At 57.3% G+C, this 14,040-nt stretch carries 15 protein-coding genes; 11 read left to right on the top strand and 4 right to left on the bottom strand.

What is annotated here, in order from left to right:
• The first annotated feature begins 70 nt into the window (after positions 1-70).
• Together malI and ACQG19_RS05765 are read left to right on the top strand one after the other, a co-directional pair.
• A complete protein-coding gene (gene malI / locus ACQG19_RS05770; protein WP_020685029.1) occupies positions 71-1,087 on the top strand; it encodes a Mal regulon transcriptional regulator MalI in 1,017 nt (338 codons plus the stop codon).
• 74 nt (positions 1,088-1,161) lie between these two features.
• Positions 1,162-1,683: a metal-dependent hydrolase gene (locus ACQG19_RS05765; RefSeq protein ID WP_155022261.1), complete on the top strand. Its 522-nt coding sequence runs from the start codon at positions 1,162-1,164 to the stop codon at positions 1,681-1,683.
• 87 nt (positions 1,684-1,770) lie between these two features.
• On the opposite strand, the gene cysS is transcribed toward ACQG19_RS05765, so the two are convergent.
• Complete coding sequence (gene cysS, locus ACQG19_RS05760; RefSeq protein WP_020685027.1) at positions 1,771-3,156, bottom strand: cysteine--tRNA ligase; 1,386 nt, start codon at positions 3,154-3,156, stop codon at positions 1,771-1,773.
• A 174-nt stretch (positions 3,157-3,330) separates the two neighbouring features.
• On the opposite strand from cysS, the gene ppiB reads away from it, so the two are divergent.
• From ppiB to mnmH, 7 genes are all read left to right on the top strand, one after another.
• Positions 3,331-3,825 (top strand): peptidylprolyl isomerase B, encoded by a 495-nt coding sequence (gene ppiB, locus ACQG19_RS05755; protein WP_020685026.1) that lies wholly within the window; start codon positions 3,331-3,333, stop codon positions 3,823-3,825.
• A gap of 3 nt (positions 3,826-3,828) precedes the next feature.
• Positions 3,829-4,551, top strand: a complete 723-nt coding sequence (gene lpxH, locus ACQG19_RS05750; protein WP_023620084.1) for a UDP-2,3-diacylglucosamine diphosphatase — start codon at positions 3,829-3,831, stop codon at positions 4,549-4,551.
• Between the two features lie 140 nt (positions 4,552-4,691).
• Entirely contained in the window at positions 4,692-4,901 is a 210-nt protein-coding gene (locus tag ACQG19_RS05745) for a YdgH/BhsA/McbA-like domain containing protein (RefSeq protein ID WP_013095921.1), read from the top strand.
• Between the two features lie 65 nt (positions 4,902-4,966).
• A complete protein-coding gene (locus ACQG19_RS05740; protein ID WP_020685024.1) occupies positions 4,967-5,152 on the top strand; it encodes a hypothetical protein in 186 nt (61 codons plus the stop codon).
• Between the two features lie 161 nt (positions 5,153-5,313).
• Positions 5,314-5,823 carry a 5-(carboxyamino)imidazole ribonucleotide mutase gene (purE, locus tag ACQG19_RS05735; protein ID WP_013095919.1) on the top strand — a complete coding sequence of 170 codons (510 nt, stop codon included), beginning with the start codon at positions 5,314-5,316 and terminating at the stop codon, positions 5,821-5,823.
• Positions 5,820-6,887 carry a 5-(carboxyamino)imidazole ribonucleotide synthase gene (purK, locus tag ACQG19_RS05730; protein ID WP_013095918.1) on the top strand — a complete coding sequence of 356 codons (1,068 nt, stop codon included), beginning with the start codon at positions 5,820-5,822 and terminating at the stop codon, positions 6,885-6,887. Before purE ends, purK begins: the two co-directional genes overlap by 4 nt.
• Before the next feature lie 95 nt (positions 6,888-6,982).
• Positions 6,983-8,053: a tRNA 2-selenouridine(34) synthase MnmH gene (gene mnmH, locus ACQG19_RS05725; protein ID WP_246931615.1), complete on the top strand. Its 1,071-nt coding sequence runs from the start codon at positions 6,983-6,985 to the stop codon at positions 8,051-8,053.
• Positions 8,054-8,176: 123 nt separating this feature from the next.
• Here the strand turns inward: mnmH and ACQG19_RS05720 are convergent, their stop codons facing one another.
• The 3 genes from ACQG19_RS05720 to ybbA form a co-directional block, all read right to left on the bottom strand.
• Positions 8,177-9,322 (bottom strand): porin, encoded by a 1,146-nt coding sequence (locus ACQG19_RS05720; RefSeq protein ID WP_013095916.1) that lies wholly within the window; start codon positions 9,320-9,322, stop codon positions 8,177-8,179.
• 182 nt (positions 9,323-9,504) lie between these two features.
• Complete coding sequence (gene ybbP, locus ACQG19_RS05715; RefSeq protein WP_100168789.1) at positions 9,505-11,919, bottom strand: putative ABC transporter permease subunit YbbP; 2,415 nt, start codon at positions 11,917-11,919, stop codon at positions 9,505-9,507.
• Positions 11,916-12,602: a putative ABC transporter ATP-binding protein YbbA gene (gene ybbA, locus ACQG19_RS05710; protein WP_013095914.1), complete on the bottom strand. Its 687-nt coding sequence runs from the start codon at positions 12,600-12,602 to the stop codon at positions 11,916-11,918. Before ybbA ends, ybbP begins: the two co-directional genes overlap by 4 nt.
• On the opposite strand from ybbA, the gene tesA reads away from it, so the two are divergent.
• Positions 12,573-13,196 carry a multifunctional acyl-CoA thioesterase I/protease I/lysophospholipase L1 gene (tesA, locus tag ACQG19_RS05705; RefSeq protein ID WP_013095913.1) on the top strand — a complete coding sequence of 208 codons (624 nt, stop codon included), beginning with the start codon at positions 12,573-12,575 and terminating at the stop codon, positions 13,194-13,196. The genes ybbA and tesA overlap by 30 nt on opposite strands.
• 28 nt (positions 13,197-13,224) lie before the next feature.
• A complete protein-coding gene (locus ACQG19_RS05700; protein WP_062856591.1) occupies positions 13,225-13,995 on the top strand; it encodes an SDR family oxidoreductase in 771 nt (256 codons plus the stop codon).
• Positions 13,996-14,040: the final 45 nt, after the last annotated feature.

The raw sequence follows: 14,040 nt of genomic DNA, 5'->3' as shown, positions 1-14,040 counted from the left end.
CGACACGTCTCCTGTAGGCTGAGAGACGTGTCGTATCTGGCTGATAATCGGTAAATTTCAGGGAGCGGTTTTGAAGAAAGTCAGCATCATTGATGTCGCAAAGCACGCGGGTGTGTCGGTCTCTACCGTATCGCTGGTGCTGCGCCAGAAAGGGAAAATCTCCGAAGCAACGATCGAGAAGGTCAATGCCGCCATCACGACGCTGGGCTATGTTCATAACGTTGCCGCTGCTAACCTTCGCGCCAACACCTCCAACCTGATCGGCCTGATCCTGCGTGATTTTAGCGACAGCTTTTCCATCAAAGTCATGGCGAGTATCGTCCAGGAGCTGGAGAAGCAGGGCTATATGGTTTTTCTCGGCCAGCCGCTGAACGATCGGGAGCATTTAGAGCGCACCCTGCTCTCCTTTAAGCAACAGGGCGTGGCGGGCGTGATCTATCTCGCGTCGGATACGCGCTCCTCAACCCTGCCGGAGCAGATCCGCCAGTGCCCGCTGCCGCTGGTGGTGGTCTCGCAGTCTCTGCTGGATGAAAAATGCAACCTGGTGATGCGCGATAACCGCCAGGCGGCAAACCTGGCCGCGCGCTATCTTATCGAGCGCGGGCACCGCAACATCGCCTACATTGGCGGACGCGAAGGCTGCCTTATTCGCGAGCAGCGCCTGCTCGGATTTCGCAGCGCAATGACCCAGAACGGGCTGGTGTGGCGCGATGAAAGCTCCCCGGCCTGCAGCGATGACACGCAAGCCGCCGCAATGGCGACCCGCCAGCTGCTTGAGAAAAACAACACCATCACCGCCCTGCTCTGTCATTCACCGGATGCGATGATCGGCTGCATTAGCGGCATTCATCAGGTGGGCCGCACCGTGGGAAAAGACGTGTTTCTGACGCAGCAGGTCGCGCTGGTGGGCTTTGAAGATATGCTGCACGTCAACCTGACCTCGCCGTCGTTTACCTATGTCTCCTCCGCCAGTGACGAGACAGGCCGCCAGGCGGCGGGTCTTATCATCCGTAAGCTGAAAGAGCCAGAGTTGCAGACGCAGCGCATTACCCTCTCCGGCCAGCTTATCGCGCGGGAATCGGCGTAAAAATCGGAATTTAGCACAGGTCAGTTCCAGCGAAATCGCTGCTATATTCCCATGATTTGTCATGGAAAATTACGATGCCTACCGTTATCACTCACGCTGCTGTTCCGCTTTGCCTGGGCTTAGGCCTGGGAACCCGGGTTATTCCTCCCCGCCTGCTTTTCGCCGGTGTCGTGCTCGCGATGCTGCCCGATGCCGACGTGCTGGCGTTTAAGTTCGGCGTTGCTTACGGCAATGTTTTCGGCCATCGCGGCTTTACCCATTCACTGCTGTTTGCCTTCGTGGTGCCGATACTCTGCGTACTGGTCGGGCGACGATGGTTCAGGGCAAGTTTGACGCGCTGCTGGCTGTTTTTAACCGTGTCGCTGCTGTCGCACAGCCTGCTGGATTCCGTCACCACCGGCGGCAAGGGCGTCGGCTGGCTGTGGCCGTGGTCAGATGAACGGTTCTTTGCGCCGTGGCAGGTGATTAAGGTCGCCCCGTTTGCCCTGTCGCGTTATACCACGCCGTACGGGCATCAGGTGATTATCTCTGAACTGCTGTGGGTGTGGGTGCCGGGAGTGGTGCTGATGGGGTTGTTGTGGTGGCGACGGAGGTAAAAAAGCCGGGTGACGGCTACGCCTTACCCGGCCTACGGTCGTGCTCTTGTAGGCCCGGTAAGCGAAGCGCCACCGGGCGTTGCGGACTTACTTACGGCGCCAGGTGGTCCCCTGTGGGCCATCTTCCAGGATGATCCCCATCTCGGTCAGGCGATTGCGCGCTGCATCCGCTGCCGCCCAGTCTTTCGCCTGACGGGCTTCCAGACGCGCGTTAATCAGCGCTTCAATCTCTGCCACTTCGCCGTCATCCGCCTGCGCACCGCTCTGCAGGAAAGCATCCGGCTCCTGCTCCAGCAGGCCAAGCACGGAAGAGAGTTTACGCAGGTGAGAAGCCAGCGCATTCGCCGCCGCCATATCTTCTGACTTCAGGCGGTTGACTTCACGCGCCATATCGAACAGCACCGAGTAGGCTTCCGGGGTGTTGAAATCATCGTTCATCACCTCAACAAAGCGGGCCTCAAACGCCTCGCCGCCCGCGGCCTCCACGGACTTGTCGGTACCGCGCAACGCGGTGTACAGACGCTCCAGCGCAGAGCGTGCCTGTTTCAGATTCTCTTCACTGTAGTTCAGCTGGCTGCGGTAGTGGCCTGACATCAGGAAGTAACGTACGGTTTCCGCATCGTAATACTTCAGGACGTCACGCACGGTGAAGAAGTTGCCCAGCGATTTAGACATCTTCTCGCGGTCAACCATCACCATCCCGGAGTGCATCCAGTAGTTCACATACTCGCCGCCGTGCGCACAGGTGGACTGCGCGATTTCGTTTTCGTGGTGCGGGAACATGAGGTCTGAACCGCCGCCGTGAATGTCAAAATGTTTGCCCAGCTGTTTGCAGTTCATCGCCGAGCACTCAATGTGCCAGCCCGGACGCCCTTCTCCCCATGGAGATGGCCAGCTTGGTTCGCCCTCTTTGGACATCTTCCACAGCACGAAGTCCATTGGGTTACGCTTCACGTCAACCACGTCAACGCGGGCGCCAGCCTGCAGTTGGTCAAGATCCTGACGGGAAAGCGAGCCGTAGGTAGGATCGGTTGGCACTGAGAACATCACGTCGCCATTGTCCGCAACGTACGCGTGGCCGCGTTCAATCAGCTTTTCCGTGATCTCGATAATTTCATGAATATGGTGGGTCGCACGCGGCTCGCTGTCCGGGCGCAAAATGTTTAACGCGTCAAAATCCTTGTGCATCTCAACGATCATACGATCCACCAGCGCGACAAAGCTTTCGCCATTTTCATTAGCGCGCTTGATGATTTTGTCGTCAATATCGGTGATGTTACGCACGTACTTCAGGTTATACCCGAGGAAACGCAGGTAACGCGACACAACATCGAATGCGACAAAGGTACGGCCATGGCCGATATGACAGAGATCGTAAACCGTAATACCACACACGTACATGCCGACTTCCCCGGCATGGATAGGTTTAAATTCCTCTTTCTGGCGCGTCATTGTATTAAAGATTTTTAACATCGAAGATTCCATGTAAACACGTGTGTGGACGAAAACCGGGTATTCTACCCGTAATTCAAACCCGAAGCAGCACACAATGCAAGGTGATCGCATCCTGTGGTTATGCTATAACAGGCCCCTATATCTGACCCGAACGCGGGTCGACGTACCACAATAACGGAACAGGATGCAAAAATGGTTACTTTCCACACTAATCATGGCGATATCGTAATCAAAACCTTTGATGACAAAGCGCCTGAAACAGTTAAAAACTTCCTGGACTACTGCCGCGAAGGTTTCTACAACAACACCATTTTCCACCGTGTGATCAACGGCTTTATGATCCAGGGCGGCGGTTTTGAACCGGGTATGAAGCAGAAAGAAACAAAAGAAGCGATCAAAAACGAAGCCAATAACGGCCTGAAAAACACCCGCGGCACGCTGGCGATGGCGCGTACTCAGGCACCTCACTCTGCCACCGCGCAGTTCTTCATCAACGTGGCTGACAACGACTTCCTGAACTTCTCCGGCGAAAGCCTGCAGGGTTGGGGCTACTGCGTATTCGCAGAAGTGGTTGAAGGCATGGACGTGGTCGACAAGATCAAAGCTGTTTCCACCGGCCGCAGCGGCATGCACCAGGACGTTCCAAAAGAAGACGTTGTGATTACCAGCGTGACCGTCAGCGAGTAATTCGTGGCGACACTCTTTATTGCAGATTTGCACCTGCAAACAGAAGAACCGGCGATCACCGCCGGTTTTCTGCGTTTTTTAGCGGGTGAAGCCAGACACGCCGACGCGCTTTACATCCTTGGCGACCTGTTTGAAGCCTGGATCGGCGACGACGACCCCAACCCGCTGCACCGTGAAATGGCTGCCGCCATTCACGCGCTGGTCACCTCCGGCGTTCCCTGCTACTTCATTCACGGCAACCGCGATTTTCTGGTCGGCCCTCGCTACGCCCGCGAAAGCGGCATGACGCTGCTGCCAGAAGAACAGGTGCTTGACCTCTATGGTCGAAAAGTCCTGATCATGCACGGTGACACGCTCTGTACGGACGATACCGGCTATCAGGCGTTTCGCGCGAAGGTCCACACCCCGTGGATCCAAAAGGTGTTCCTTGCCCTGCCGCTGTTTATCCGGAACCGTATCGCCGCCAGAATGCGCGCGGGCAGTAAAGCCGCCAACAGCAGCAAGTCGATGACCATCATGGACGTCAACCCGCAGGCAGTGGTCAACATGATGGAGAAACACCACGTCCAGTGGTTGATCCACGGTCATACCCACCGTCCCGACGTGCATACGTTGGTCGCGAACGGCGAACCGGCTCACCGTGTGGTACTGGGCGCGTGGCACAGCGAAGGATCGATGGTGAAAGTCACGCCTGAAGGTGTGGAACTGATCGCTTTCCCGTTTTAATTTCTCCCGCAAAAATCATTCTATTTTTTTGAACGATATCGGCAAATTGTTTCGATTTTAATCAGCCCGTGGTCGGCCTATCATTTATCACATCAGGGCAACACGCCCTATCCCAAACAAAACACTTAAGGATTACGACCATGAAATCTATCAAAACTTTCGTTGCAGTTGCCGCTCTGTCTCTGATCTCTTTCGGTTCTTTCGCACAAAGCGTTAGCGCGACAGCCTCAACTCTGGATCGTGCAGAAGCGAAAATTGCCGCTCAGGCTGCTGAACAGGGCGCGTCTTACAAAATCACCAGCGCACAGTTCAATAACCGCGTGCACATGACTGCAGAACTGACTAAATAAGATCGCCGTTTGCCGTGCCGCCAGTAGATCCGCGACAGCGACAAGACGATGAGGAAGGAAAGAGAATGAAAAAAATCAGCATCGTAAGTGCCCTGCTGCTGGCCGCTGGACTGTCCGCTGGCGCGATAGCAGCAGAGAATGGCTTCTGTGTACCGGAAGCCGGCTCGAATATCGACACCAGCATGGTGAATCATATTGATGTCAGCCACGCATTCGACAAAGAGAACCTGACCGCAGGGGATCTTCAGTAACCTCTCAAAACAGACCGCCTGAATGCGGTCTGTTTTGTTATTCCCTGTGCACCACAACGGCTCGGTTTTTAACCGCGCAACCGTTTTCCTTGCCCGTATTACATGCTATTCTCTGTGCCCTCGAAAGCAGTGTGTTTCGCACCACAGGAGTTTTAAGACGCATGTCTTCCCGCAATAATCCGGCGCGTGTCGCCATCGTGATGGGGTCCAAAAGCGACTGGGCTACCATGCAGTTCGCCGCCGAAATCTTTGAAATCCTGAATGTTCCACACCACGTTGAAGTGGTTTCCGCACACCGCACGCCGGATAAACTGTTCAGCTTTGCCGAAAGCGCGCAAGAGAACGGTTACGAGGTGATCATTGCTGGTGCGGGTGGCGCAGCACATCTGCCGGGCATGATTGCCGCCAAAACGCTGGTGCCGGTACTGGGTGTTCCGGTGCAGAGCGCTGCACTGAGCGGTGTCGACAGCCTTTACTCCATCGTGCAGATGCCGCGTGGTATTCCTGTGGGTACGCTGGCCATCGGCAAAGCGGGCGCGGCAAACGCGGCTCTGCTGGCGGCGCAGATCCTGGCGACGCACGATAAAGCCTTACATCAGCGTCTGGCGGACTGGCGTAAAGCCCAGACCGACGAAGTGCTGGACAACCCGGACCCGCGGGGTGCGGCATGAAGCAGGTTTGCGTCCTCGGTAACGGTCAGTTAGGCCGCATGCTGCGCCAGGCCGGTGAACCACTGGGTATTGCCGTCTGGCCGGTCGGTCTGGATGCCGAACCCGAAGCCGTGCCGTTCCACCAGAGCGTCATTACCGCTGAGATTGAACGCTGGCCGGAAACCGCGCTGACCCGTGAACTGGCGCGCCATAACGCTTTTGTGAACCGCGACGTGTTCCCAATCATTGCTGACCGTCTGACGCAAAAACAGCTGTTCGACAAGCTCGGACTGGCGACCGCGCCGTGGCAGTTGCTGTCTGATAAAAGCGAGTGGAACGATGTCTTCGCTATGCTGGGCGAACTGGCGATTGTAAAGCGTCGCGTCGGCGGTTATGACGGCCGCGGACAGTGGCGTTTGCGCGCGCACGAAACCGCCGAACTGCCGGAAGAGTGCTACGGAGAGTGCATCGTTGAGCAGGGCATCAACTTCAGCGGTGAAGTGTCGCTGGTTGGCGCTCGCGGCCACGACGGGCGTACCGTATTTTATCCTCTGACCCATAACCTGCATCAGGACGGGATCTTACGCACCAGCGTCGCCTTCCCGCAGGCCAATGCTGAACAGCAGGCCCAGGCGGAAGAGATGCTCTCGGCCATTATGCATGAACTGGGTTATGTGGGCGTGATGGCTATGGAGTGTTTTGTAACGCCGTCTGGTCTGCTGATCAACGAACTGGCACCGCGCGTTCACAACAGCGGTCACTGGACGCAAAACGGCGCATCAATCAGCCAGTTTGAGCTGCACCTGCGCGCCATTACTGACCTGCCGCTGCCGCAGCCGGTGGTTAACAGCCCTTCAGTGATGATCAACCTGATCGGTACCGATCTGAACTACGACTGGCTGAAGCTGCCGCTGGTGCACCTGCACTGGTACGACAAAGAGGTTCGTCCGGGGCGTAAAGTGGGTCACCTGAACCTGAACGACAGCGACGCAGGCCGCCTGAGCGCTACCCTGGAAGCGATGATCCCTCTCCTGCCGCCGGAATACGCAAGCGGGATTGTCTGGGCGCAATCAAAGCTCAAATAAGCGATAATTGCCGGGGAGTTGATCTTCCCCTTCCCCGGCCTCTCCTCACGCGCGTAAAATCCCCCTCCATTGCTGTTTTGATTTCTGGAAAAACCATGAACGATGGAACGGATTATCGCGCGATACTCGCGTCCGATACCCCTTTGATTGACGTTCGCGCGCCGATCGAATTTGCGCAGGGTGCGATGCCTGCGGCAATCAACCTGCCTTTGATGAACGACGACGAACGCGCCGCCGTGGGGACCTGCTACAAACGCCAGGGGCCCGACGCTGCGCTGGCGCTCGGCCATAGTCTGGTGAACGGCGACACGCGGGAGGCCCGGATCAACGCCTGGCGCGAAGCCTGTCTTGCCCGACCTGAGGGCTTTATCTGCTGTGCGCGCGGCGGACAGCGCTCGCATATCACGCAGGCCTGGCTGAAAGAGGCGGGCGTGGATTACCCGCTGATCCGCGGCGGCTATAAAGCCCTGCGTCAGACGGCGATTCAGGTCACTATTGAGCAGTCACAAAAACCGATGGTGCTTATCGGCGGCTGTACCGGAAACGGTAAAACGTTGCTGGTGAAGCAGCACGCGCAGGGGATCGATCTGGAAGGGCTGGCCCACCATCGCGGCTCATCGTTTGGCCGCACGCTTACACCACAGCTTTCCCAGGCAAGCTTTGAAAATCATCTGGCCGTCGAGCTGTTGAAAAAAGATGCTACACGTTGGGTGCTGGAGGATGAGGGCAGGATGATTGGCTCTAACCATCTGCCGGAATGCCTGCGCGACCGGATGGCCGAAGCCCCTATCGTGGTGGTAGAGGATCCGTTTGACATTCGTCTTGAGCGCCTGCGCGAAGAGTATTTCGACCATATGTGGGCCGATTTTTCTGCCGCCTACGGCGAAGAGGCGGGCTGGAAGGAGTATAGCGAGTATCTGCACCACGGTCTGTTCGCCATTCGCCGCCGTCTGGGGCTGCAGCGTTATGCGGAATTCACCGCGCTGTTAGATTCCGCACTGCTGGAACAACAACGCTCTGGCAGCACTGACGCACACTTTAGCTGGCTTGCGCCGCTGCTCAGAGATTATTACGACCCGATGTACGGTTATCAGCTGGAGAAGAAGGCAGAAAAGATTGTATATCGCGGGACGTATGGCGAGGTCGCTAACTGGCTTGATCGCTGAAAGAAAGCCGGGTGGCGAGGTAAAAGCAAAACGGCAACCTGGTTGCCGTTTTTAATGTTTGTACCCTCTCCCTGTGGGAGAGGGTCAGGGTGAGGGCATCAGACCGCACCCTGTGCTTCGACATTAGAAGTCGTAACGCAGACGCACCAGGTTCATATCGCCCAGGTTGTCGGTGCTGGAGGTGAACACGTGTTCGTAATCCACACGGAAACCGTAGTCCAGCTGGAAGCTGATACCCACACCGTTGTCGATGCGCTGGTAGTTACGGCCGTTCACGTACTCGATACGGTCACCCATGAAGTATGGCTGGATGGATTTAACCGCATACTGATTGATTGGGAATTTGTACCCTGCGAAGTATTCGATACCCCATGCGTCACCGGCAAAGTAGTCGTTAACAGACACTTTTTTGGTGGTCAGGAAGTTCTGGTACCAGCCGCCGCCAGCAGAGAAGGTCCAGTTATCCGGTGTCCAGCTGAGCGCGGTACCGAGGATGTTCTGGTCATAGGTTTTGCTGTCGCCGTTGTCCGGGTTACGCATATCCGCACGGGTGTAGTTCCATGCCGCGCCCCAGGTCAGATCGGTGGTCAGGTGGTAATCGATACCCAGGGAACCGCCGCCTTTACGCTTGTAGCGCAGACCGTTGCCCGGCAGGTATTCGCTGTCTTCAAACAGGTAAGAGGCGTAGATATCAGCATCGCCAACGGTTTTCTTATATTTCAGCATATTGCGTGAACGATAAGAGCCATCGTAGTCGCCGTTGATACCGTTACCTGGTGCCTGACCGATCATGTCGTAGTCCCAGATATCGGTTTTCACGCCCACCACATCATAGTACACGCTGTTCTGTTGACCGAAGGTCAGCGTACCCCAGGTGTCGCTCTTCAGACCGGTGTAGAGCATACGGCGCGTGGTGTCGTGGGCACCCTCGGCATAGTGATGATCCCAGTTGAACTGGGCAGGGATATTCACACCCAGTTCGTAGTAGCTGATCCAGCTGATGTCGTCGAACAGATAGTAATCTGCCGCAAAACGGAAACGGGTGCCGCCGTCGAAACCGTTACGTTTGTAGCTGTTTTTACCGTCGTCGCCCGTCATGTTCTGGAACTGAGGACGAATACTGCCGCCAACGGTAAAGTTCAGACGGCTCAGCGGGTTACCCGCCTGAGGATCTTGCTTAAGAACTGTGATTTCCGCCTGAGATGCGAAGGAGGTTAATGCCACTGCTGCGCCAATAGCTGTCGCCAGCGCGGTTGTTTTTATAGTCATTATTTTTCCTTAATAGACACGCTGCTAAATATTTAGCGTGTGAATATTAACTGGAAATAATCGGACTGTGTGGGCGGGTTTTTAATGTTTTGTGCTACTAAATGAGTGGGTATTATCGATTTGTGCTGTTAACGGGCTGCGCACCAGCATTTAAACCGGCACGCAACCATCACGTCTGTGAACTAACTGACAAACTGGCGGAACAGTGCCTTGCCTTTTAACAGCCGCGTTCCAAGCCAGCCGCCGCAAAGTGAAAGCAAAAGCGCACCGCACACCGGCAGCGTCAGCCACAGGCGCCAGTCTGGCTCCCACGGGAAGTCGAAGACTTTCGACTGCAGCACTGCCAGCGCCGCCTCTGCGCCAATGGCGGCCACCAGGCCTGCCACCAGCCCCAGCAGGGCGAACTCGCTCCACAGCGTAGCTCTCAGCAGACGCTTGCCGGCTCCCAGCGTACGGTAGACCACCAACTCCTGATGACGCTGACGCATGCCAACCTGCACCTGTGCCAGCAGCAACAGCACGCCGCAAATCGTCACCAGTACCACCATCACCTCCAGCGCGCGGCTGACCTGCTCCAGCACCTGACCGACCTGTTTCAGTATCGCGCCAATATCCAGCAGGCTGACCGTCGGGAATTCCCGGTTAAGCTGCGTCAACATGCCGTTGCCGTTTTCCCAGCGGAAGCTGGTGAGCCAGCTCTGCGGCTGTCCATCCAGTGCCCCGACAGGGAAGATAAAGAAGAAGTTTGGCCGCAGGCTTTCCCAGTCCACTTTGCGCAGGCTGGTCACTCTGGCGCTGAAATCCTGCGTGTCGCCGGTAAAGGTCACGCTATCTCCCAGCTTCACATTCAGACGCTTTGCCAGCCCCTCTTCCATCGACACTTCCCCGGTCTTTGGCGGCCAGCTTCCGGCGGTGATCGGGTTGTGATCCGGGCGCTTCTCCTGCCAGGTCAGGTTAAGCTCACGGTTGAGCGACTCATCTTTATTTCCCTCCGTCGACTGACCGTTAATCTGCGTCAGGCGCGCACGCACGATAGGATAGAACGACTCGGGAATAATGTGATGCTCAGACAGGAAACCCTTCAGTGGCGTCACCTGTTCTGGAGCAATATTGATCAGAAAATAGTTCGGGCTTTCCGGCGGAAGCTGCTGTTGCCAGCGATCCAGCAGATCGCCGCGCAGCACCAGCAAAAGCGCCAGCAGCATAAACGAGAGCGAAAACGCCGAAAGCTGGCTCAGCGTTGACCACGGCTGATGCAGCAGACGGTTCACCGCCAGCCGCACGGGAAGGGAGTTAATCGTCACCCTTTTCAGAACAGTGAGCAACATCCAGCCCAGCACGCCACACAGCAGCGCCAGAACCACCGCCCCAACCAACACGGCCCACAGCAGGGTACTCCCGCCCATCAGCCAGGCAAGGAGCCCGATCACCACGGCTATCATCACCGGCAGGTAGTATTTAAGCGGCCAGACGCTGGCCACCACATCGCGGCGCAGCACGCGCAGCGGCTGGGTGGCGAGCAGGAGCCGGTACGGGCGCAATCCCACCAGCAATGAAATCACGGTCATCGCGCCAATCGCCCACAGCCACGGCCAGAGGCTTGCTGGCGGCAGCGCGGCAGGCAGTACCGGTTTCAGGAGCATCATCAGCAGCTTTTCAAACAGCAGACCTGTCGCCCCACCGGTGACGGCCGACAGCGCCAGCACCATCAGCCACTGGCCGACAATCAGCCTCCGCAATTGCGCCCTGCCCGCGCCAAGAGTTTTAAGGATCGCCACCAGATCGTAACGGCTGCGGCAGTAGTGTCCCATCGCCACGGCAACCGCCGCGACGGCCAGCAGCAGGGTTAACAGTGCCGAGAGCAGCAGGAACTGCTGAGAGCGTTCAAGAGACTTGCCGAGCGCGCCCTCATCCTGCTCAAGCCCGTACCAGCGGTGCTCCGGTTTTAACTGCGGCAGAAGCCATTTTTCATACGCCTCCAGCTGCGCAGGCGTGCCGCCAAACTTATAGCGCCAGGTGACACGGCTCCCCGGCTGGACGGCGTTGGTTTTCGCCACGTCTGCGGTGTTCATCAGCAAGCGTGGGGCGAGCTGGAACGGGTTGAAGCCGGAATCGGGTTCCTGAACCACCTCCCCGGCAATGGTCAGCGTCGCGTCCCCCACGTCGATGCTGTCACCTGTTTTCAGGTTCAGCAGCGCCATCAGTCGCGGTGCCAGCAGCACCGTACCGGGTTTCGGCTTGACGCCTGGCGGGCTGGTCTGCAGTTCACCGTACATCGGGTAGATATCATCCACGGCTTTGACGCTGGCCAGCTGCGGCGTGTCACCGGCGAAGGTCATGGTCTGGAAGCTTATCTGCTCCCCGACCTTGAGCCCCCGCTTGCGCGCTTCGTCGATCCAGCCCGGCGGGACGGCGCGCGAGCTTTGCAGCGCCCTGTCGCCCGCCATAAATTCGCGGCTTTGCTGGCTAAGCCCTTTCTCCATGCGATCGCTGACGCTGCCCAGCGCCAGCACGCAGGCCACCGCCAGGCTTAACGCCAGCCAGACGATCAGCAGCGAAGGCGAGCGCCACTCGCGCCAGAACCAGCGGGCAATCATGCTTCCTCCTGCAATTCACCGTTGACCAGCCGCAGGCGGCGATCGCAGCGGGCGGCCAACTGCGGATCGTGCGTGACCAGAATCAGCGTGGTGCCATGTTCCCGGTTGAGCGAGAACAGCAGATCGGCAATCTTATCGCCGGTTTTACGGTCCAGGTTCCCGGTGGGTTCATCGGCAAACAGCACCTCCGGGCGACCATTAAATGCGCGGGCCAGCGCCACGCGCTGCTGCTCTCCACCGGAAAGCTGCGCCGGAAGATGGTCAAGGCGTTTCCCCAGCCCCAGCTGTTCCAGCAATGCCTTCGCATGATCGCGGCTTTCACGGCTGCTTTCTCCGCGCAGCAGCGCGGGCAATTCAACATTTTCCAGCGCGTTCAGGGTGGGGATCAGCATGAAGGACTGAAACACAAAGCCGATGTGACGGGCACGTAGCGCGGCACGCGCCTCTTCATCAAGCTGATGCAGCGGCTGTCCGACCAGGTTAACCTCGCCGCTGCTGCCGTCGTCCAGTCCGGCCAGAATAGCCAGCAGCGTGGACTTACCGGAACCGGATTCGCCAATCAGCGCAATGGTTTCGGCAGGTTTGACAACGAGTTCAACTCCGGTGAGGATGGAAAGCTCGTGTTCCCCCTGACCGACGGACTTCTTAAGACGATGAACTTCAACAATGTTTTCCGCTGGCATTTGCCCTTCCTGTTTTTGATTCTGATGACTTTCCGCGCGGCGGCAGCGGACACGTTACTGGTTCTCGGCGACAGCCTCAGCGCAGGCTATCGTATGGCGGCCAGTGCGGCCTGGCCGGCTCTGCTCAACGAAAAATGGCAGAGCAAAACGTCTGTTATCAACGCCAGCATCAGCGGTGATACCTCGCAACAGGGCTTGTCGCGCCTGCCGGCTTTGCTCAAACAGCATCAACCGCGATGGGTGCTGGTGGAGCTGGGCGGTAACGACGGATTGCGTGGCTTCCAGCCTCAGCAAACAGAACAAACCCTGCGCACCATCCTGAAGGACATTAAAGCGGCGAACGCCCAGCCACTGCTGATGCAAATTCGCCTGCCCGCCAACTACGGTCGTCGGTATAATGAAGCCTTTAGCGCGATCTACCCTAAGCTTGCCAACGAGTTTGATATTCCGCTGCTGCCGTTTTTCATGGAAGAGGTCTATCTCAAACCCAACTGGATGCAGGATGACGGGATCCACCCCAATCGCGATGCACAGCCGTTTATTGCCGACTGGATGGCAACGCGGCTGGCTCCTTTAGTTAACCATGACTCCTGATTAAGCGGAGATCCTGACAGGTAAAGTTATGCAAAAATCGGTCTTAATTACAGGATGTTCCAGCGGAATTGGTCTTGAAAGCGCGCTCGAATTAAAGCGTCAGGGATTTCAGGTGCTGGCGGCCTGCCGTAAACCTGACGATGTGGAACGCCTCAACGGGATGGGGTTCACCAGTGTGTTGCTGGATCTGGACTCACCGGACAGCGTTGAACGCGCCGCAGATGAGGTGATCGCCCTTACCGGCAACCGTCTGTACGGTCTGTTCAATAATGCCGGTTACGGTCTCTATGGCCCGCTGAATACGATCTCCCGCGAACAGCTTGAACAACAGTTTTCCAGCAACTTTTTCGGTGTGCATCAGCTCACCATGCGCCTGCTTCCGGCGATGCTGCCTCACGGTGAAGGGCGTATCGTGATGACCTCCTCGGTGATGGGGCTGATTTCTACCCCCGGCCGCGGCGCGTATGCCGCCAGCAAATATGCGCTGGAAGCATGGTCGGACGCCCTGCGCATGGAGTTGCGTCATAGCGGGATTAAGGTGAGCCTGATTGAACCCGGCCCCATCCGCACCCGTTTTACGGATAACGTCAACCAGACGCAGGCGGACAAACCGGTCGAAAACCCCGGCATCGCCGCACGTTTTACCCTTGGGCCGGAAGCGGTTGTTGCGAAAGTGCGCCATGCTTTTGAGAGCGATAACCCAAAAATGCGCTATCCGGTAACGCTGGTCACCCATGCCGTAGGCTGGTTAAAACGTCTGCTGCCGGGCCGGATGATGGACAAAATTTTACACGGTTGAGTTGAAGCGACGACGCTCACCCCCATGTAAATAACAAACCGATAA

The organism is Enterobacter cloacae complex sp. 277I4 (genome assembly GCF_050031465.1).
Taxonomy (GTDB): domain Bacteria; phylum Pseudomonadota; class Gammaproteobacteria; order Enterobacterales; family Enterobacteriaceae; genus Enterobacter; species Enterobacter cloacae.
The sequence above is the reverse complement of the archived record's forward strand: the minus strand, read 5'-3'. Positions and strand labels throughout refer to the sequence as shown.